The sequence below is a fragment of the Pseudomonas migulae genome (genome assembly GCF_043225285.1).
Taxonomy (GTDB): domain Bacteria; phylum Pseudomonadota; class Gammaproteobacteria; order Pseudomonadales; family Pseudomonadaceae; genus Aquipseudomonas; species Aquipseudomonas migulae_C.
Window position 1 is genome coordinate 4,926,039 of the sequence record NZ_CP171224.1, and the last position, 19,568, is coordinate 4,945,606.

General features: G+C 58.7%; 21 protein-coding genes and 1 tRNA gene. 18 read left to right on the forward strand and 4 right to left on the reverse strand.

Going from position 1 to position 19,568, the window contains the following annotated elements:
* The first annotated feature begins 36 nt into the window (after positions 1-36).
* Genes ACF6ZU_RS22580 through ACF6ZU_RS22605 form a run of 6 tightly spaced genes read left to right on the forward strand, consistent with a single transcriptional unit; the run spans position 37 to position 6,019 of the window.
* Complete coding sequence (locus tag ACF6ZU_RS22580) at positions 37-1,590, forward strand: sugar ABC transporter ATP-binding protein (protein ID WP_392887113.1); 1,554 nt, start codon at positions 37-39, stop codon at positions 1,588-1,590.
* Positions 1,587-2,564: an ABC transporter permease gene (locus ACF6ZU_RS22585; RefSeq protein ID WP_392887115.1), complete on the forward strand. Its 978-nt coding sequence runs from the start codon at positions 1,587-1,589 to the stop codon at positions 2,562-2,564. Before ACF6ZU_RS22580 ends, ACF6ZU_RS22585 begins: the two co-directional genes overlap by 4 nt.
* A gap of 3 nt (positions 2,565-2,567) precedes the next feature.
* Complete coding sequence (locus tag ACF6ZU_RS22590) at positions 2,568-3,587, forward strand: LacI family DNA-binding transcriptional regulator (protein WP_392887116.1); 1,020 nt, start codon at positions 2,568-2,570, stop codon at positions 3,585-3,587.
* 41 nt (positions 3,588-3,628) lie between these two features.
* Positions 3,629-4,546 (forward strand): ribokinase, encoded by a 918-nt coding sequence (rbsK, locus tag ACF6ZU_RS22595; protein WP_392887119.1) that lies wholly within the window; start codon positions 3,629-3,631, stop codon positions 4,544-4,546.
* Complete coding sequence (gene rbsD, locus ACF6ZU_RS22600; protein ID WP_392887121.1) at positions 4,543-4,947, forward strand: D-ribose pyranase; 405 nt, start codon at positions 4,543-4,545, stop codon at positions 4,945-4,947. Before rbsK ends, rbsD begins: the two co-directional genes overlap by 4 nt.
* Before the next feature lie 43 nt (positions 4,948-4,990).
* Positions 4,991-6,019 (forward strand): nucleoside hydrolase, encoded by a 1,029-nt coding sequence (locus tag ACF6ZU_RS22605; protein ID WP_392887123.1) that lies wholly within the window; start codon positions 4,991-4,993, stop codon positions 6,017-6,019.
* 32 nt (positions 6,020-6,051) lie between these two features.
* Here the strand turns inward: ACF6ZU_RS22605 and ACF6ZU_RS22610 are convergent, their stop codons facing one another.
* Positions 6,052-6,264, reverse strand: coding sequence for a hypothetical protein (locus ACF6ZU_RS22610; protein WP_033061806.1), 213 nt, complete (start codon positions 6,262-6,264; stop codon positions 6,052-6,054).
* Positions 6,265-6,393: 129 nt separating this feature from the next.
* On the opposite strand from ACF6ZU_RS22610, the gene ACF6ZU_RS22615 reads away from it, so the two are divergent.
* Positions 6,394-6,699 carry a hypothetical protein gene (locus tag ACF6ZU_RS22615; protein WP_392893881.1) on the forward strand — a complete coding sequence of 102 codons (306 nt, stop codon included), beginning with the start codon at positions 6,394-6,396 and terminating at the stop codon, positions 6,697-6,699.
* Positions 6,700-6,864: 165 nt separating this feature from the next.
* Positions 6,865-7,185: an I78 family peptidase inhibitor gene (locus ACF6ZU_RS22620; protein WP_392887125.1), complete on the forward strand. Its 321-nt coding sequence runs from the start codon at positions 6,865-6,867 to the stop codon at positions 7,183-7,185.
* A 72-nt stretch (positions 7,186-7,257) separates the two neighbouring features.
* On the opposite strand, the gene ACF6ZU_RS22625 is transcribed toward ACF6ZU_RS22620, so the two are convergent.
* On the reverse strand, positions 7,258-7,470 hold the full coding sequence (locus tag ACF6ZU_RS22625) for a cold-shock protein (RefSeq protein ID WP_003179963.1): 213 nt from the start codon (positions 7,468-7,470) through the stop codon (positions 7,258-7,260).
* A gap of 292 nt (positions 7,471-7,762) precedes the next feature.
* Positions 7,763-8,065: a hypothetical protein gene (locus ACF6ZU_RS22630; protein WP_392887140.1), complete on the reverse strand. Its 303-nt coding sequence runs from the start codon at positions 8,063-8,065 to the stop codon at positions 7,763-7,765.
* A gap of 373 nt (positions 8,066-8,438) precedes the next feature.
* Between ACF6ZU_RS22630 and thrS the strand changes: the two genes are divergently transcribed.
* The 10 genes from thrS to ACF6ZU_RS22680 all read left to right on the forward strand — a co-directional run bounded on the left by thrS (position 8,439) and on the right by ACF6ZU_RS22680 (position 18,489).
* Positions 8,439-10,361 (forward strand): threonine--tRNA ligase, encoded by a 1,923-nt coding sequence (thrS, locus tag ACF6ZU_RS22635; protein WP_008023971.1) that lies wholly within the window; start codon positions 8,439-8,441, stop codon positions 10,359-10,361.
* Positions 10,361-10,912, forward strand: coding sequence for a translation initiation factor IF-3 (infC, locus tag ACF6ZU_RS22640; RefSeq protein WP_172435341.1), 552 nt, complete (start codon positions 10,361-10,363; stop codon positions 10,910-10,912). The genes thrS and infC overlap by 1 nt, the downstream gene beginning before the upstream one ends.
* 60 nt (positions 10,913-10,972) lie before the next feature.
* Positions 10,973-11,167: a 50S ribosomal protein L35 gene (rpmI, locus tag ACF6ZU_RS22645; protein WP_002553160.1), complete on the forward strand. Its 195-nt coding sequence runs from the start codon at positions 10,973-10,975 to the stop codon at positions 11,165-11,167.
* A 28-nt stretch (positions 11,168-11,195) separates the two neighbouring features.
* Positions 11,196-11,552, forward strand: a complete 357-nt coding sequence (rplT, locus tag ACF6ZU_RS22650; RefSeq protein ID WP_007905879.1) for a 50S ribosomal protein L20 — start codon at positions 11,196-11,198, stop codon at positions 11,550-11,552.
* A gap of 109 nt (positions 11,553-11,661) precedes the next feature.
* Complete coding sequence (gene pheS / locus ACF6ZU_RS22655) at positions 11,662-12,678, forward strand: phenylalanine--tRNA ligase subunit alpha (RefSeq protein WP_007905876.1); 1,017 nt, start codon at positions 11,662-11,664, stop codon at positions 12,676-12,678.
* 26 nt (positions 12,679-12,704) lie between these two features.
* Positions 12,705-15,086: a phenylalanine--tRNA ligase subunit beta gene (gene pheT / locus ACF6ZU_RS22660; RefSeq protein ID WP_392887161.1), complete on the forward strand. Its 2,382-nt coding sequence runs from the start codon at positions 12,705-12,707 to the stop codon at positions 15,084-15,086.
* Positions 15,087-15,089: 3 nt separating this feature from the next.
* Positions 15,090-15,392, forward strand: coding sequence for an integration host factor subunit alpha (gene ihfA, locus ACF6ZU_RS22665; RefSeq protein WP_002553164.1), 303 nt, complete (start codon positions 15,090-15,092; stop codon positions 15,390-15,392).
* The gene (locus tag ACF6ZU_RS22670) at positions 15,373-15,729 is read left to right on the forward strand and encodes a MerR family transcriptional regulator (protein WP_003179985.1); all 357 of its coding nucleotides are present in this window, start codon (positions 15,373-15,375) and stop codon (positions 15,727-15,729) included. The genes ihfA and ACF6ZU_RS22670 overlap by 20 nt, the downstream gene beginning before the upstream one ends.
* 89 nt (positions 15,730-15,818) lie before the next feature.
* Positions 15,819-15,895: transfer RNA gene (locus tag ACF6ZU_RS22675), tRNA-Pro, on the forward strand.
* Between the two features lie 593 nt (positions 15,896-16,488).
* The gene (locus tag ACF6ZU_RS22680; RefSeq protein ID WP_392887166.1) at positions 16,489-18,489 is read left to right on the forward strand and encodes a U32 family peptidase; all 2,001 of its coding nucleotides are present in this window, start codon (positions 16,489-16,491) and stop codon (positions 18,487-18,489) included.
* Positions 18,490-18,630: 141 nt separating this feature from the next.
* Here the strand turns inward: ACF6ZU_RS22680 and ACF6ZU_RS22685 are convergent, their stop codons facing one another.
* The gene (locus tag ACF6ZU_RS22685; protein WP_392887167.1) at positions 18,631-19,443 is read right to left on the reverse strand and encodes a helix-turn-helix domain-containing protein; all 813 of its coding nucleotides are present in this window, start codon (positions 19,441-19,443) and stop codon (positions 18,631-18,633) included.
* Positions 19,444-19,568: the final 125 nt, after the last annotated feature.

Genomic DNA, 19,568 nt, shown 5'->3' on the forward strand with positions numbered 1-19,568 from the left:
GCTCGCCCGAACGGGCGAGCGCATGGAGAGTTTTTTATGTCAGTTTCCGCTCCGAACGCTGTCCTCTCGGTCAGCGGTATCGGTAAGACCTATGCGCAACCTGTCCTCTCCGGCATTGACCTGACGCTGATGCGCGGCGAAGTGCTGGCGCTGACCGGCGAGAACGGTGCCGGCAAAAGCACGCTGTCGAAGATCATCGGCGGGCTGGTCACACCGACCACTGGCCAGATGCAATTCCAGGGTCAGGATTATCGTCCCGGCAGCCGCACCCAAGCCGAAGACCTGGGCATCCGCATGGTCATGCAAGAACTCAATCTGTTGCCGACCCTGTCGGTGGCGGAAAACCTGTTTCTCGACAATCTGCCCAGCAACGCGGGCTGGATCAGTCGCAAGCAATTGCGCAAAGCCGCGATCGAAGCCATGGCTCAAGTCGGGCTCGACGCGATTGACCCGGACACCCTGGTCGGTGAGCTGGGCATCGGTCACCAGCAAATGGTCGAGATCGCCCGCAACCTGATCGGTGACTGCCATGTGCTGATCCTCGACGAACCGACCGCGATGCTCACGGCCCGTGAAGTCGAAATGCTGTTCGAGCAGATCACGCGCCTGCAAGCGCGCGGCGTGTCGATCATCTATATCTCTCATCGCCTCGAAGAATTGGCCCGGGTCGCTCAACGCATTGCGGTACTGCGCGACGGTCAACTGGTCTGCGTCGAGCCGATGGCCAATTACAACAGCGAGCAACTGGTCACCCTGATGGTCGGCCGTGAACTCGGCGAACACATCGACATGGGCCCGCGCAACATCGGCGCGCCGGCGTTGACGGTCAAAGGCCTGACGCGCTCCGACAAGGTTCGCGACGTTTCCTTTGAGGTGCGTGCCGGCGAAATCTACGGGATTTCCGGTTTGATCGGGGCAGGGCGCACCGAACTGCTGCGCCTGATCTTCGGCGCGGACACGGCGGACAGCGGCACGGTTGCGCTGGGTTCGCCGGCGAAGGTCGTGAGTATCCGGTCGCCGGCGGACGCGGTCGGTCACGGAATTGCCCTCATCACCGAAGATCGCAAGGGTGAAGGTTTGCTGCTGACCCAATCGATCAGCACGAACATTGCCTTGGGCAACATGCCGGAGATTTCCAGCGGCGGTTTCGTCAACAACGGTGATGAGATGTCCCTGGCGCGGCGTCAGATCGACGCCATGCGGATCCGCAGTTCCAGCCCGACGCAACTCGTTTCGGAACTGTCCGGCGGCAACCAGCAGAAAGTCGTGATCGGCCGTTGGCTGGAGCGCGATTGTTCGGTGCTGCTGTTCGACGAGCCGACTCGTGGCATCGACGTCGGCGCCAAATTCGACATTTATGCACTGCTCGGTCAACTGACGCGTCAGGGCAAGGCGCTGGTGGTGGTGTCCAGTGATCTGCGCGAACTGATGCTGATCTGCGACCGCATCGGCGTGCTGTCGGCGGGGCGTCTGATCGAGACGTTCGAGCGCGACAGCTGGACCCAGGATGACTTGCTTGCCGCCGCTTTTGCCGGCTATCAAAAACGTGATGCGTTGCTCAATGAAGCAGCGCCTAGGGATCTTCCATGAAAACTGCAACGTCTGCCGGTAAACGTAGTGGCAATTTTTACGGCCTCGGCACCTATCTGGGCCTGGCCGGTGCCTTGCTGGCGATGGTCGCGCTGTTCTCGGTCCTGAGCAGCCATTTCCTGTCTTACGACACCTTCAGCACGCTCGCCAACCAGATCCCGGACTTGATGGTGCTGGCAGTCGGCATGACCTTCGTGTTGATCATCGGCGGCATCGACCTGTCAGTCGGGTCGGTGCTGGCGCTCGCGGCGTCGACGGTCAGCGTGGCGATTCTCGGCTGGGGCTGGAGCGTATTGCCGGCCGCGCTGCTCGGCATGGCGGCGGCCGCACTGGCTGGGACCATCACCGGTTCGATCACGGTGGCGTGGCGCATTCCGTCGTTCATCGTGTCCCTCGGCGTTCTGGAAATGGCGCGCGGTGTGGCATACCAGATGACCGGTTCGCGCACGGCCTACATCGGTGATGCCTTTGCCTGGCTGTCCAACCCGATCGCTTTTGGCATCTCGCCTTCGTTCATCATCGCCTTTCTAATCATCATCATTGCCCAGGCCGTGCTGACCCGCACGGTGTTCGGCCGCTACCTGATCGGCATCGGCACCAACGAGGAAGCGGTGCGTCTGGCGGGGATCAATCCGAAGCCGTACAAAATTTTGGTGTTCAGCCTGATGGGTCTGCTGGCGGGGATCGCCGCGCTGTTTCAGATCTCGCGTCTGGAAGCGGCTGACCCGAATGCCGGTTCCGGTCTGGAACTTCAAGTGATTGCGGCGGTGGTAATCGGCGGGACCAGCCTGATGGGCGGCCGCGGTTCGGTCATCAGCACCTTCTTCGGCGTGCTGATCATCTCTGTCCTGGCGGCCGGTCTGGCGCAGATCGGTGCGACCGAACCGACCAAACGCATCATCACCGGCGCGGTCATTGTGATCGCGGTGGTGCTGGATACCTATCGCAGTCAGCGCGCAAGCCGGCGGACCTGAGTCATGGCAACGATCAAGGATGTGGCCGCACTCGCGGGGATTTCCTACACCACGGTTTCCCACGTGGTGAACAAGACGCGGCCGGTCAGCGAAGAAGTGCGGATCAAGGTCGAGGCCGCAATCAAGAGCCTCGACTACGTGCCCAGCGCCGTGGCCCGCTCATTGAAAGCCAAGACCACCGCGACCATCGGCCTGCTGGTGCCCAACAGCCTCAACCCGTACTTCGCCGAACTGGCGCGCGGCATCGAGGATTACTGCGAGCGCAATGGCTACTGCGTGATCCTCTGCAACTCCGACGACAACCCGGACAAGCAGCGCAGCTACCTGCGCGTGTTGCTGGAAAAACGCATCGACGGGCTGATCGTGGCGTCCGCCGGTGGTGATGCGGGGCTGGCCGAAGGGTTGGCCGGCGTGCGCACGCCGATGGTCATCGTCGACCGTGGGCTGGAAGGCGTGAATGCCGATCTGGTGCGCATCGATCACGAGTACGGTGCTTATCTGGCGACCCGGCACCTTCTGGAGTTGGGGCATCGGGACATCGCCACGATTGGCGGGCCGGCGAGCACCAGCGTGGCGCAGATGCGTCTGGCCGGTTATTGCCGGGCCTTGAAAGAGGCGGGCGTCGAAGTGCCGCCCGGGCGCATGCTCGAAAGCGATTTCACCAGCACGGGCGGTTACAGCGCCGCCGCGATCCTGCTGGAGAAGAACCCGCCCAGTGCGATTTTCGCCGGCAACGACATGATCGGTATCGGCGTGCTGCGGGCTGCGGCCGAGCGCAATATCCGTGTGCCGGCCGAGTTGTCGGTGATCGGCTTCGACGATATCCAGATGAGCCGTTACGTCTATCCGGCGCTGACCACCGTGGGGCAGTCGATTCTGCAACTCGGCGAGATGGCGGCCAGCGTGCTGTTGCGCCGGATCGCCACGCCGGATCTGGCCACCGATCAGCGAATCGTGACGCCCAGTATTGTCCTGCGGGAATCGACTGCGCCGCTGGCGGGCGTTTTTGCCCAGTTCCGATAAACAGAAAGCACCGTTGAAATTGCATTTATGAGTAGTGATGTATGTCCGCAAAAGTAGTGGTGATAGGCAGCCTGAACATGGACCTGGTGACGCGCGCGCCGCGGTTGCCCCGTGGCGGTGAAACGCTGATCGGCGAGTCGTTTACCACGGTCTCCGGCGGCAAGGGCGCCAATCAGGCGGTTGCAGCGGCGCGGCTGGGGGCGCAAGTGTCGATGGTGGGTTGCGTTGGCAGCGACGCCTACGGAAAAGAATTACGTGACGCGCTGTTGACCGACCGGATCGATTGTCAGGCGGTCAGCACTGTCGACGGCGCCAGCGGCGTGGCATTGATCGTGGTCGATGACAACAGCCAGAACGCGATCGTCATTGTCGCCGGCGCAAATGGCGCGCTGACGCCAGAGGTCATCGATCGGTTTGACTCGGTGTTGCGGGCGGCGGACGTGATCATCTGCCAGCTGGAAGTGCCGGATGCCACGGTGGGGCATGCGCTCAAGCGTGGCCGTGAACTGGGCAAAACCGTGATCCTCAACCCGGCGCCGGCCAGTCGTCCGCTGCCGGCGGACTGGTATGCCGCGATTGATTACCTGATCCCTAATGAAAGCGAGGCCTCGGCCCTGAGCGGTTTGCCGGTGGACTCGCTGGCCACCGCGGAAACCGCTGCGACACGATTGATGGCGATGGGCGCAGGCAAGGTCATCATCACCCTCGGTGCCGAAGGGTCGCTGTTCGCCAATGGCAAAAGCTTCGAGCACTTCCCGGCGCCGAAAGTGAAAGCGGTCGATACCACGGCGGCGGGCGACACCTTTGTCGGTGGATTTGCTGCTGCACTGGCGGCCGGAAAGACTGAAGCCGAAGCCATCCGTTTTGGCCAGGTGGCCGCTGCGCTGTCGGTGACTCGCGCTGGCGCGCAACCCTCAATCCCCGATTTGTCCGATGTACAGGCCTTTAAGACACCATGAAGAAAACACCTCTGCTCAACGTCGCGTTGTCGCGGCTGATCGCTTCCCTGGGGCACAGCGACATGGTCGTGATTGGCGATGCCGGTCTGCCGGTGCCGCCGGGCGTCGAGCTGATCGACCTGGCCCTGACCCATGGGGTCCCGGATTTCATCAGTACCTTGAAAGTCGTGCTCAGTGAAATGCAGGTCGAAAGCCACGTGTTGGCCCAGGAGATTCTGGACAAACAACCGTCGGCACTGACCGCGCTGGATGAGCTGCACGCCGAGGGCGCACTGGGGCAGCGTGAGTTGCTCAGTCATGACCAGTTCAAGGTCTTGAGCCGACAAGCACGGGCGATTGTTCGTACAGGCGAATGTCAGCCGTACTGCAACATCGTCCTGGTCGCCGGGGTAACGTTCTGATTCGCTGATGTCTTTCCGCTTTCCCTTGCACAAGGAGTGCACCATGCAACGCTATGCTCAGAAACTGCATCACCTTTTCCGGAGTCTGCTGCTTTTGTCCCTGATTACTGCAACAAGCGCCCAGGCGGCGGAAAAGATCGACCTGATCATCGACACTGACCCAGGCGCCGATGACGTCGTCGCCTTGCTGTTCGCACTGGCCTCGCCGGAAGAGCTGAACATTCGCGCGCTGACCACCGTCGCCGGCAACGTGCGCCTGGACAAGACCTCGCGTAATACGCGACTGGCCCGCGAGTGGGCGGGGCGCGAAGAGGTGCCGGTCTACGCCGGCGCGCCGAAGCCGCTGATGCGCACGCCGATCTATGCTGAGAACATTCATGGCAAGGAAGGTTTGTCGGGCATTACCGTGCATGAGCCGAAGCAAGGCCTGGCCAAGGGCAATGCGGTCAATTACCTGATCGACACGCTCAAGTCCGCCAAGCCTCACAGCATCACCATTGCCATGCTCGGCCCGCAGACAAACCTGGCCCTGGCGTTGATCCAGGAGCCTGAAATCGTTCAGGGCATCAAGGAAGTGGTGATCATGGGCGGCGCACACTTCAATGGCGGCAATATCACCCCGGTGGCCGAGTTCAACCTTTTCGCCGACCCGCAGGCCGCCGAAGTCGTGTTGAAAAGTGGCGTCAAACTGACCTATCTGCCGCTGGATGTGACCCACAAGATCCTCACCAGCGAAGCACGCCTGAAGCAGATTGCCGCGCTGAACAACAAGGCAAGCAAGCTGGTGGGCGATATTCTCAACGAGTACGTCAAAGGCGACATGGAGCACTACGGTCTTCCGGGCGGCCCGGTGCATGACGCGACGGTCATTGCCTACCTGCTCAAGCCGGAGCTGTTCACTGGGCGTTCGGTCAATGTGGTGGTCGATAGCCGCGAAGGTCCGACCTTTGGGCAAACCATCGTCGACTGGTATGACGGCCTGAAAGCGCCGAAGAACGCTTTCTGGGTCGAAAGCGGCGACGCTCAAGGCTTCTTTGACCTGCTGACCCAGCGTCTGGCACGTCTGAAGTAAGTCTTAAGCCCGCAGGTGCCAGCCTGCGGGTTTCACTCCCGTTCGTTGTATTCCGCGCCCTTGTAGTCGGCCGGGTACTTCTCGAACACCTGCGCGATGAACGATTGCGCCGCTTCAGTCCCCAGCTCCTTGACCAATAGATCGATGCCAATGATTGCCAGCTCTTCCGGACTACCCGGGCTGTAGGAGCTATGGCCTTGTGGCCACTTGGCTTTGATGTCGGCGTCGATGCTTACGGTGGTCATGATGGCGCTCGTGAATTTGGAAAAGTCTGAGTGCGAGTTAACCATTTTGCCGGGCGTTTGGCACTCCGACTTAGGCATGAGGGGAGGGCTATGCGACACTTGGTCTTTGATATTTTCAAGGACCGCGCTGTGCAGATCGATTTGAACTCCCCTGACGGCTTGACCCTTGAAGCCGTGCGCCAGCTGCTGGCCTCTGCCAGTGATGACGAGCACACTCAATTGCGCGTGACCAAGGGTGGCATCGCCTACATTTCCTCGGGCGTCGTGGGCGGCACCGACATCGGTGGGCTGTTGTTTCGCCTGGAGACGTGGGCCAAGGGCTCCGGGTATGTGGGATTGGTCGCTGCCAGTGACGAGGTCTGGGTCATGCAGATCTACAACGCGTTGAAAGAGAACTGGCCGTCGCCACCGTTCGATTACATCGACATCTATTGAGCGCAGGTCATATTCAGTCACGATTGCGGGGTGAACGACCGGAAATGCTCAGGCAAACTCGCCGGTTATCCGGATCGAGGGCAGGGCTAAGGCGCTGTCCGTGAAACCAAACGCCAGATTGGCGGTCGCACGATCTCAGCTTAACTATTGAAAAAAGGAGGCTTCATGCCTTGGAAGCTCGCGTCATTGGGTACTTTGTTGGCCACTAGTCTGCTGGCAGGTTGCAGCAGCACGTCCACCGAATCGGCAACAGACCCTGTCACGACGACGGATACCGGCCACAGTCGTTGCGAAGCAAAGGCTGCCGAATTCACCATTGGCAAAAAGGCTTCGCCAGAACTGCTGGAGCAGGTACGCATCCGCGCAGGCGCGCAAAATGCCCGTATCCTCAAGCCCGACGACATGGTGACCCTGGAGTACCGTTCCGATCGCCTGAACCTGAATACCGATAACAACCTGGTAATCACGCGTATCAACTGCGGCTGACACCTTCAGGCTTTTGCTTCACCCATAAAAAACCCCGTCACATGGACGGGGTTTTTTTAGTGCGCCAAGAAATTACTCTGGGCGAACTTGAGCAGCTTGCATACCCTTTTGGCCTTTCTCAGCCACGAAGGAAACAGTCTGGCCTTCTTTCAGGCTTTTGAAACCGTCGCTTTCGATAGCTTTGAAGTGTACGAACAGGTCGTCACCGCCACCTTGAGGAGTGATGAAGCCGAAGCCTTTTTCATCGTTGAACCATTTAACGGTGCCGGTTTGGCGATTAGACATGGTGTATCTCCAAGAAACATATATTTTCAGTAGTACTGTGCTGCTCAGGCCAACTGGGCACACCGGGGTATCATAGTCGAAATGTTCGCTTTGGGAGCCCCCCGGACGTGCTGTTTGCCCTACAGTCGCGCTTTCTTTGTTGCTTGATATGGCTGAAAGCCCCGATTTAAAAGGCTTTCAGCCGAAAGTAAAGACGATAAAAAAAGCTGTAAAACCTGCATAATTTGTACGAAAAAGAGCTTTTCGGGGGCTTTTCATCGGCTATTGAGGCCTTCAAAGCGTCCTTTCGGGCTTATTTTTTTGCCTTGTTATCGGCCTTGCAGGCCGAAATCTGGGTCAGCGCTTTTTGTTTCAGCGCGTCACTCGCCGTGTTGTCCATCAACGACTGAATGTCGCTGGCCGGGTACGACTTGATGGCGTCAGCGCCACAAGCACAGTGGGCTTTGGCCGCCGCTGCGCCAATCTGCGGAGTCGCTGCCTGGGTGCACTGAGCCATGTATTTATCGCGCTCGCCCTTCGGCCAGTCGGCATGGGCGGCCAGTGGCAGCAGCAGGGCGATGGGGGCGACTACTGCGAACAAACGATTCAGACGCATGCTGGGATGCTCCTTGTGGGTCAATGTCTTGTTATCTGAGGGGCAAAGCGGGGTTCAAGTTCAGCACTCTGGCACAAAAAGGACTGATTTGCCCCAGCAGAAAACCTCGGCACCGCGGCGACCGTTCATCTGTGCTAGCATGCCCCGCTCGGGTATTTGCAAGCCTCGGAGACCTTCAGTCCCGGCGGCGGCAGTTGCCCGATTAACCCTGATTTGAATCCCAGTCACTCTGGTTCGGTTTTCCGGTTGGCCGCAAGGCTCCTGCCGCTGTAAGGCAGGCGTTCGTCATTGAATGGCCTGGATCGGATCTTGTACTGGCTCATCCCAACCCACGTGACCTTTGGTAGGGGTCACCACTAGGAGAGGAGGCGCCATGCCAACTATTACTCTTCCCGACGGCAGTCAACGTTCATTCGATCACCCGGTTTCCGTAGCCGAGGTCGCCGCATCCATTGGTGCAGGTCTGGCCAAAGCCACCGTGGCCGGCAAAGTCGATGGCAAGCTGGTAGACGCCAGTGACATCATCAGCGCCGACGCTACGCTGCAAATCATTACGCCAAAGGATGAAGAGGGGCTGGAGATCATTCGCCACTCTTGCGCCCACCTGGTTGGCCACGCGGTCAAACAGCTGTATCCGACCGCCAAAATGGTCATCGGCCCGGTCATCGACGAAGGCTTCTATTACGACATCGCCTTCGAACGTCCTTTCACTCCGGACGACCTGGCCGCCATCGAACAGCGCATGCAACAGCTGATCGAAAAAGATTACGACGTGATCAAGAAAGTCACTCCGCGTGCCGAAGTGATCGAAGTGTTCAAGGCTCGCGGCGAAGACTACAAGCTGCGCCTGGTCGAGGACATGCCGAACGAACAGGCCATGGGCCTGTACTATCACGAAGAATACGTCGATATGTGTCGCGGCCCGCACGTGCCGAACACCCGTTTCCTCAAGTCCTTCAAGCTGACCAAGTTATCCGGCGCCTACTGGCGTGGCGATGCCAAGAACGAGCAATTGCAGCGCGTTTACGGCACCGCATGGGCGGACAAGAAGCAGCTGGCGGCTTACATCCAGCGCATCGAAGAAGCTGAAAAGCGCGATCACCGCAAGATCGGCAAGCGTCTGGGCCTGTTCCACACCCAGGAAGAGTCGCCGGGCATGGTGTTCTGGCACCCGAACGGCTGGACTCTGTACCAGGTGCTCGAGCAGTACATGCGCAAGGTGCAGCGCGACAACGGCTACCTGGAGATCAAAACTCCGCAGGTCGTCGACCGCAGCCTGTGGGAGAAATCCGGGCACTGGGCCAACTACGCCGACAACATGTTCACGACCCAGTCGGAAAACCGCGACTACGCCATCAAGCCGATGAACTGCCCTTGCCACGTGCAGGTGTTCAACCAGGGCCTGAAAAGCTACCGCGAGTTGCCGATGCGCCTGGCCGAATTCGGTGCCTGCCACCGTAACGAGCCATCGGGTGCGTTGCACGGCATCATGCGTGTGCGTGCGTTCACCCAGGATGACGCCCACATCTTCTGCACCGAAGAGCAGATGCAGGCCGAATCCGCCGCATTCATCAAGCTGACCATGGACGTTTACGCCGACTTCGGCTTCAAAGACGTCGAAATGAAGCTGTCCACTCGTCCGGAAAAACGCGTCGGTTCCGACGAATTGTGGGATCGCGCCGAAGCTGCATTGGCTGCAGCCCTTGATAGCGCTGGCCTGCCGTACGATCTGCAGCCGGGCGAGGGTGCGTTCTACGGTCCGAAGATCGAGTTCTCGCTGAAAGATTGCCTCGGTCGCGTCTGGCAGTGTGGTACCCTGCAGCTCGATTTTAACCTGCCTGTCCGTCTGGGAGCCGAATACGTCTCCGAAGACAACAGTCGCAAGCACCCGGTTATGTTGCACCGGGCGATCCTCGGGTCCTTCGAACGTTTCGTCGGAATCCTGATCGAGCACTACGAGGGTGCATTCCCTGCGTGGCTGGCTCCGACCCAGGCAGTGATCATGAACATCACTGACAAACAGGCCGATTTCGCCGCCGAGGTTGAAAAAACTCTCAACGAAAGCGGATTTCGTGCCAAGTCTGACTTGAGAAATGAAAAGATCGGCTTTAAAATCCGCGAGCATACTTTGCTCAAGGTTCCCTATCTCTTGGTTATCGGAGATCGGGAAGTCGAGATGCAGACTGTCGCTGTGCGTACTCGTGAAGGTGCTGACCTGGGCTCGATGCCCGTCGCCCAGTTCGCTGAGTTTCTCGCGCAAGCGGTTTCCCGGCGTGGTCGCCCAGATTCGGAGTAATTATTATTAAGCGTGAAATGAGACAAGATAAACGAGCTGCACCGAAAGCCCCGATCAACGAGAATATCTCGGCACGCGAGGTTCGGTTAATTGGGGCTGAAGGTGAACAGCTTGGGATTGTGTCAATTGAAGACGCGCTTCTTAAGGCTGAAGAGGCCAAGCTGGATTTGGTGGAGATTTCCGCCGATGCAGTACCCCCTGTTTGCAAACTGATGGACTACGGCAAATCGATCTTCGAAAAGAAGAAGCAGATTGCCGCGGCCAAGAAAAACCAGAAGCAGATTCAGGTTAAAGAAATCAAGTTTCGTCCAGGGACGGAGGAAGGGGATTACCAGGTAAAACTGCGCAACCTGGTACGTTTCCTGAGTGATGGGGACAGGGCCAAGGTATCCTTGCGATTCCGCGGCCGTGAGATGGCCCACCAGGAGCTGGGGATGGAACTCCTCAAGCGAGTTGAAGGTGACTTGCTCGAGTACGGTTCGGTCGAACAGCATCCTAAGATGGAAGGACGCCAGCTGATCATGGTCATCGCCCCGAAAAAGAAGAAGTAATCAACAGGGCACGGCAGGCCTTCTGATTATGTTTATCAACTGAATGCGGAGTATCCGAACATGCCAAAAATGAAGACCAAAAGTGGTGCTGCTAAGCGGTTTCTGAAAACTGCTAACGGTATCAAGCACAAGCACGCTTTCAAGAGCCACATCCTGACTAAAATGTCGACCAAGCGTAAGCGTCAACTGCGCGGTAGCAGCTTGCTGCATCCGTCTGACGTGGCAAAAGTCGAGCGCATGCTGCGCCTTCGTTAATTTTAGTCAAGAATAGAGGAAGTAACTCATGGCTCGTGTAAAGCGTGGCGTCATTGCCCGTAAACGTCACAAAAAAATTCTGAAACTTGCTAAAGGCTACTACGGCGCTCGCTCGCGCGTATTCCGTGTTGCCAAGCAAGCGGTAATCAAGGCAGGCCAATACGCCTACCGTGACCGTCGTCAGAAAAAACGTCAGTTCCGCGCTCTGTGGATCGCTCGTATCAACGCTGGTGCACGTATCAACGGTCTGTCCTACAGCCGTTTCATCGCCGGCCTGAAAAAAGCGTCCATCGAGATCGACCGTAAGGTTCTGGCTGATCTGGCAGTGAACGAAAAAGCGGCGTTTGCTGCGATTGTCGAGAAAGCTAAAGCCACCTTGGCTTAAGTACCCCCGACAGTCACCCGGCCTCACCTCTGTGGGGCCAGGTGTTAAACGTCATAAATAGGGGAAGAGCCTTCAAGCTCTTCCCCTATTTTGTATCTGGAGTCTGTACATGGAAAACCTGGATGCGCTCGTCTCTCAAGCACTAGAGGCTGTGCAAAGCGCTGAAGATATCAATGCCCTGGAGCAAATCCGGGTTCACTACCTTGGCAAAAAGGGTGAATTGACTCAGGTGATGAAGACCCTGGGGAATTTGCCGGCAGAAGAGCGTCCGCAAGTCGGCGCCCTGATCAACGTTGCCAAGGAGCGTGTCACAGAGGTTCTCAATGCCCGCAAGGCGCTGTTTGAAGAGGCCGACCTGGCCGCCAAACTGTCTGCCGAGTCCATTGACGTGACCCTGCCTGGCCGCGGCCAGACCTCGGGTGGTCTGCATCCGGTTACTCGCACTCTGGAACGTATCGAACAGTTCTTCACCCACATCGGCTACGGCATCGCCGAAGGCCCTGAGGTCGAAGACGATTATCACAACTTCGAAGCGCTCAACATCCCAGGCCATCACCCGGCCCGGTCGATGCATGACACCTTCTATTTCAATGCCAACATGTTGCTGCGCACCCATACCTCGCCGGTACAGGTCCGCACCATGGAATCGAAACAGCCGCCGATCCGCATCGTCTGCCCAGGCCGTGTGTACCGCAGCGACTCCGATATCACCCACTCGCCGATGTTCCACCAGGTCGAAGGCCTGCTGGTCGATCGCGATATCAACTTCGCCGACCTGAAAGGGACCATCGAAGAATTCCTGCGCGTGTTCTTCGAAAAAGAACTGGCCGTGCGTTTCCGTCCTTCGTATTTCCCGTTCACCGAGCCATCCGCTGAAGTCGACATGGAATGCGTGATGTGCAGCGGTAAAGGCTGCCGTGTCTGCAAACAGACTGGCTGGCTGGAAGTCATGGGCTGCGGCATGGTTCACCCGAACGTGTTGCGCATGTCCGGGATCGACCCGGAAGAGTTTTCGGGCTTTGCCTTCGGCATGGGCGTTGAGCGTCTGGCCATGCTGCGTTACGGCGTGAACGACTTGCGTCTGTTCTTCGACAACGACTTGCGGTTCCTCGCGCAATTTCGCTAGTCGTAACGAATTCTTAGGAGAGCAGGATGAAATTCAGTGAACAATGGCTGCGTGGCTGGGTAAGCCCGCAGGTAAGTCGCGACGAGCTGGTTGCCCGTCTGTCGATGGCCGGTCTTGAGGTCGATAGCGTTACGCCGGCCGCCGGTGAATTCAGCGGTGTGGTCGTGGGCGAGGTGCTGAGCACCGAACAGCACCCGGACGCTGACAAGTTGCGCGTTTGCCAGGTCAGCAATGGCTCGGAGACTTTCCAGGTAGTATGCGGCGCGCCAAACGTGCGTCCGGGCCTGAAGATCCCGTTCGCCATGATCGGTGCCGAACTGCCGGGCGACTTCAAAATCAAGAAAGCCAAGCTGCGTGGCGTCGAGTCCAACGGCATGCTGTGCTCGCAAGCCGAACTGCAAGTGGGTGAAGGCAACGATGGCCTGATGGAATTGCCGGTTGATGCACCGGTAGGTCAGGACATTCGTGAATACCTGAACCTGGACGATGCCAGCATCGAGGTCGACCTGACCCCGAACCGCGGCGACTGCCTGTCCCTGGCCGGTCTGGCTCGCGAAGTCGGCGCGCTGTACGACGCCAAGGTCACCCGCCCGGTCATCGCTTCTGTTCCAGCCGTGCACGACGAAGTGCGCTCGGTTGAAGTGCTGGCGCCAGCCGCCTGCCCGCGCTATCTGGGTCGTGTGATCCGCAACGTCGACCTGTCCAAGCCTACGCCGCTGTGGATGGTCGAGCGCTTGCGTCGTGCCGACGTGCGCAGCATTGACGCTGCCGTCGACATCACCAATTACGTGATGCTGGAGCTGGGTCAACCGCTGCACGCGTTCGATCTCGCCGAAATCAATGGCGGCATCCGCGTACGCATGGCCGAAGAAGGCGAGAAGCTGGTGCTGCTCGACGGTCAGGAAGTCAGCCTGCGCAGCGATACGCTGGTCATCGCCGACCACACCCGCGCCCTGGCTATCGCCGGCGTCATGGGTGGCGAACACAGCGGCGTCAACACCGCGACCACGCGTGACATTTTCCTTGAAAGTGCGTTCTTCGATCAGATCGCCGTTGCTGGCAAGGCCCGTTCCTACGGCCTGCACACCGACGCTTCGCACCGCTACGAGCGCGGCGTGGACTGGCAGCTGGCCCGTGAAGCCATGGAGCGCGCCACTGGCCTGCTGCTGGAAATCACCGGCGGCGAAGCTGGCCCGATCATCGAAACCGTCAGCGAACAGCACCTGCCTTCCATTGCGCCGGTGACTCTGCGCGCGCAACGCATCTCTCAGATGTTGGGCATGGAAATGGATTCGGCCGAAGTCGAGCGTCTGCTCAGCGGCCTGGGTCTGAAGATTGCTGCCGATGGGGCAGGGCAGTGGCGCGTAGAAGTGCCAAGCCATCGCTTCGACATCAGCCTCGAAGTTGACCTGATCGAAGAGCTGGCGCGTCTGTACGGCTACAACCGTCTGCCAGTTCGTTACCCGCAAGCCCGTCTGGCGCCGCAAGCCAAGGCGGAAGCCCGTAGCGATCTGCCTGAACTGCGTCGCCTGCTGGTGGCTCGTGGTTATCAGGAAGCGATCACTTACAGCTTCATCGATCCGAAACAATTCGAGTTGTTTAATCCGGGTGTCGAGCCGCTGCTGCTGGCCAATCCGATCTCGAACGACATGGCAGCCATGCGCTCGTCCTTGTGGCCAGGTCTGGTCAAGGCGCTTCAGCACAACCTGAACCGTCAGCAGGATCGCGTCCGTCTGTTCGAAAGCGGCCTGCGTTTCATTGGTCAGCTGGAAGGCCTGAAGCAAGAGCCGATGCTGGCCGGTGTGGTGTGCGGTAGCCGTCTGCCGGAAGGCTGGGCACAAGGTCGCGATGTCGTGGACTTCTTCGACGTCAAAGCTGATGTGGAAGCCGTGCTGGGCTTCGCCGGTGCACTGGATTCGTTCACCTTCGTGCCGGGCAAACACCCTGCGTTGCACCCGGGTCAAACCGCGCGCATTGAGCGTGAAGGTCGTCTGGTAGGTTTCGTCGGCGCTATTCACCCTGAATTGTCGAAAACCCTGGGTCTCGATCGTCCGGTCTTCGTTTTCGAGCTGGTTCTGGCTGAAGTGGCGTTGGGCAAAATGCCTAAATTCCAGGAGTTATCGCGCTTTCCTGAAGTGCGTCGTGACCTAGCGCTGATTGCGCACAAAGACGTTGCAGCCTCGGCTGTACTGGACGTAATCCGTGAAAATGCAGGCGAATGGCTCACAGACCTCAGGCTATTTGACGTGTATCAGGGTAAAGGCATTGATCCTGATAGAAAAAGCCTTGCAGTCGGCTTGACCTGGCAGCATCCATCGCGCACTCTTAATGACGATGAGGTGAATACCACGACGCAAAACATCCTCACCTCGCTCGAACAAAGGTTGAACGCCACGTTAAGGAAGTGACGTATGGGGGCTCTGACGAAAGCTGAGATGGCGGAACGTCTGTATGAGGAGCTGGGCCTGAATAAACGGGAGGCCAAGGAATTGGTCGAACTGTTTTTTGAAGAAATCAGGCACGCTCTCGAAGACAACGAACAAGTCAAATTGTCCGGTTTCGGCAATTTCGACCTTCGGGACAAACGCCAGCGGCCTGGCCGCAATCCGAAAACGGGTGAAGAAATCCCGATCACGGCTCGCCGTGTGGTCACCTTTCGTCCAGGGCAGAAGTTGAAGGCCCGAGTTGAGGCTTATGCTGGAACCAAGTCATAACGACGAGCTACCCGTCATCCCAGGCAAACGCTACTTCACCATTGGTGAAGTCAGCGAGCTGTGTGCCGTAAAACCGCACGTGCTGCGCTATTGGGAGCAGGAGTTTCCTCAACTCAACCCCGTCAAACGGCGCGGAAACCGCCGGTATTATCAGCGCCAGGACGTGCTGATGATCCGTCAGATCCGCGCACTTCTTTACGACCAAGGGTTCACCATCGGCGGCGCACGCTTGCGTTTGTCCGGCGATGAAGCCAAAGACGACACCACTCAATACAAACAGATGATTCGGCAGATGATTGCCGAATTGGAAGATGTGCTGGTGGTCCTCAAGAAATAAATTCCTGCGTTTGAATACTTCCAGTTTTCAAAAGCTTGCGATATATTCTTGAGCGTTCTTCGAGATGAGGAACGAGTTTCACGCCTAGTCGGGGCGTAGCGCAGTCCGGTAGCGCACTAGCATGGGGTGCTAGGGGTCGAGTGTTCGAATCACTCCGTCCCGACCATATTTTTCAATGACTTGGGCCGGTAGCGAAAGCACCGGCCTTTTTCATGCCTTTCAAAAAACTCCACTTAAACCCCCACCCAAAAAATTCTGCCTGATGTTTGTCGCCTTCATAGGAATAGAGAGGACGGCAACTCCAATTCTGCGGGCATACATGGCCCATCCCAGACGTTCCGGCTGAGAGCGGTTATACAAAAAATACCGTTCGTCGGCACCCACGCACGATCAACCAGTTAGCCAGTCGATGTAGTAGCCCAATAAAAACAGGTGCCTATGCGACCTCTAATTCTAGATATGCCGAATGGGCGCGAGCTCATTGATGAGCTTGATCTTGCGACCGCTCTGATGATGTCCATCCCGGTCGAACTTCTCGGTAGCGTTCAATGGCAGGAAGCTGCCAGCAGGCAGTACCAGGCCTTCAAAAAATGGCGTGAGTACCTTCATCGCATGGCCGATGGGCGGGTACGTGTCGAGACATTGAAGGTTGCCTGACGAAATATCCCCAGCGCGCGTCCCGCTTGGCACCCAAGGATGCCCATCCCCCATTTGCCCGCTACAATGCCTGCCTCGACCGTGACAACCAGATAAAAAAATATGTCCTTGCCCAAACATCACCTGGAACTGCTCAGCCCTGCCCGTGACGTGAGCATCGCTCGCGAGGCGATTCTGCATGGTGCCGATGCCATTTATATCGGTGGCCCAAGCTTCGGCGCCCGCCACAACGCCTGCAACGAGGTGAGTGAGATCGCCGGGCTGGTGGAGTTCGCCCGGCGCTATCACGCGCGGGTGTTCACCACGATCAACACGATCCTGCATGACAATGAGCTGGAGCCGGCCCGCAAGCTTATTCACCAGCTCTACGATGCCGGGGTCGATGCGTTGATCGTCCAGGACCTGGGCGTGATGGAACTGGATATTCCGCCGATCGAGCTGCACGCCAGCACCCAGACCGACATCCGCACCCTGGCGCGTGCGAAGTTTCTCGACCAGGCGGGCTTCTCCCAATTGGTGCTGGCTCGCGAGCTGAATCTGCAAGAGATTCGCACCATCGCTGACGAAACCGATGCGGCGATCGAGTTCTTCATCCATGGCGCGTTGTGCGTGGCGTTCTCCGGCCAGTGCAACATTTCCCATGCGCAGAACGGTCGCAGCGCGAACCGTGGCGATTGCTCCCAGGCCTGTCGTTTGCCGTACACCCTCAAGGACGATCAGGGCCGCGTCGTCGCTTACGAAAAACACCTGCTGTCGATGAAGGACAACAACCAGAGCGCCAACATCCGCGCCCTGGTCGAAGCCGGCGTTCGTTCCTTCAAGATCGAAGGGCGTTACAAGGACATGGGGTATGTGAAGAACATCACGGCCTACTACCGCCAGCGCCTCGACGATGTGCTTGAAGACCGTCCGGACCTCGCCCGTGCATCCAGTGGCCGCACCGCGCATTTCTTCGTGCCTGACCCGGACAAGACTTTCCACCGTGGCAGCACCGACTACTTTGTCACCGACCGCAAGGTCGACATCGGCGCCTTCGATTCGCCGACCTTCACCGGTTTGCCGGTGGGCGTGGTGGAGAAGGTCGGCAAGCGTGACTTGCAGGTAGTGACCTCCGAGCCGCTGTCCAACGGCGATGGTCTCAACGTGCAGATCAAACGCGAAGTGGTAGGTTTCCGCGCCAACATCGCCGAGCCCAAGGGCGAGTTCCTCGAAGAGGGCGAGAAGCGCTATCGCTACCGTGTCGAGCCCAACGAAATGCCGGACGGCATGTACAAGCTGCGGCCCAACCATCCGCTGAGCCGCAACCTCGACCACAACTGGCAGCAAGCCTTGCAGAAGACTTCGGCCGAGCGGCGTATTGGCCTGGAATGGGTTGCCCGGCTAGACGAGCATCGCCTTGAATTGACCGCCACGAGCGAGGAGGGCGTCAGCGCCAGTGTGTCGCTGGACGGTCCGTTCGGTCTGGCCAACAAGCCGGAGCAGGCGCTGGAGCAATTGCGTGATCTGCTCGGCCAGCTCGGCACCACCGACTACCACGCCACCGACATCAAGCTGGAAGCCAACCAGGCGTTCTTCATCCCCAACTCGCAGCTCAAGGCCCTGCGTCGCGAAGTGATCGAAGCGCTGACCGCGGCCCGTCTGCTGGCCCACCCACGGGGTGGCCGCAAGGCCGAGACAAACCCGCCGCCGGTGTACCCGGAGTCGCACCTGTCGTTCCTGGCCAACGTCTATAACCAGAAGGCTCGCGATTTCTATCACCGTCACGGCGTCAAGCTGATCGACGCGGCGTTCGAGGCCCACGAGGAAACCGGGGAAGTGCCGGTGATGATCACCAAGCACTGCCTGCGGTTCTCCTTCAACCTCTGCCCGAAACAGGCCAAAGGCGTCACCGGTGTGCGCACCAAGGTCGCGCCGATGCAGCTGATTCACGGTGATGAGGTACTGACGCTGAAGTTCGACTGCAAGCCTTGCGAAATGCACGTGATCGGCAAGATCAAGGGCCACATCCTTGACCTGCCGCTACCGGGTAGCGTCGCTGAGCCGGTGGTCGGTTACATCAGCCCTGCGGATCTGCTCAAGACAATCCCGCGCGCACCACACTAACCCCTGTAGGAGCGAGCCTGCTCGCGATAGTCGTTAACGATGCCGCGAGTTTTGCTGACTAAACGTAGCGCTCTCGAGTCCATCGCGAGCAGGCTCGCTCCTACAGTAAGTCGTTCATCAGGGACGTTCCTGATGGGCGAGTCACTCGCCGAGCCGTTGCAAATAAACCTTCGGCGAACACCCCGTCCGCTCCTTGAAACACCGATAAAACGTCGACAACGAATTAAACCCCGCCGCCCCCGCAATCTCTTCGATCCGCGACGAATGCCGTTCTGCATTCAACCGCTCCAGCGCCTCATCCAGCCGCAGCTGATTGAGAAACCCATAGAACGTCTGCCCCCGAACCTGATTCAAGAAGAACGAAATCTGATTGCGCGTATACCCCGTCGCTACCGCGACATGGGACAGGTCCAGTTGCGGATCAAGATAAGGTTTCGATTGCTCGAAGTACTGCTGCAAATCATTGGCCAGTGCCCCCACCTGACGGGCCGACAACCCCAATCGGCTGACCGCATTGGCGCTGTATGCCGGGCGAGTGGTGGCAGGCGTCTGGCTCACCAGCACCGCATGTTCGTTGACCTTGATGATCAGGCCGTTCTGCATCGTCAGCGCTTCGACCGTGCGGAATGACACCAGGCCGTCGCTGCCATTGAGCGTCACGCGGTATTGCAGGAATGCGGTGTCGCCGTCGATGCGCAGGCGATCGGTGTAGGTCTGCAATTCCTCCGATCCCGTCGGCATGGTTGCCCCGAGGTAATCACGCAGTTGCGAGTAGTCGAGGGTGCGGTTCTGGAAGAAATCGTTGTACTCGACTGCCGGGTGATACAGCGCCATCACACCATCGAGGTCGCGGCGTTTCCACGCCTGGTGGTAACGCACGGCGACTTCATGGGTCTGCACGCTCGAAGGGTCCGCCTGGAAGGTGGGGGTGGTGTGTAAATCGAGTGCTTCCACGACGCGCTCCAGGGTGCAGTTGAAGGGGGCAGTCCGGAGTATTCCAGAAGCCGGGCTTTTCCGCCCGTGTCCGCTGCGAGGTTTGCCGCGCCGTTGTGCCTGTGAAAGCGCCGGTCATTGCTTTA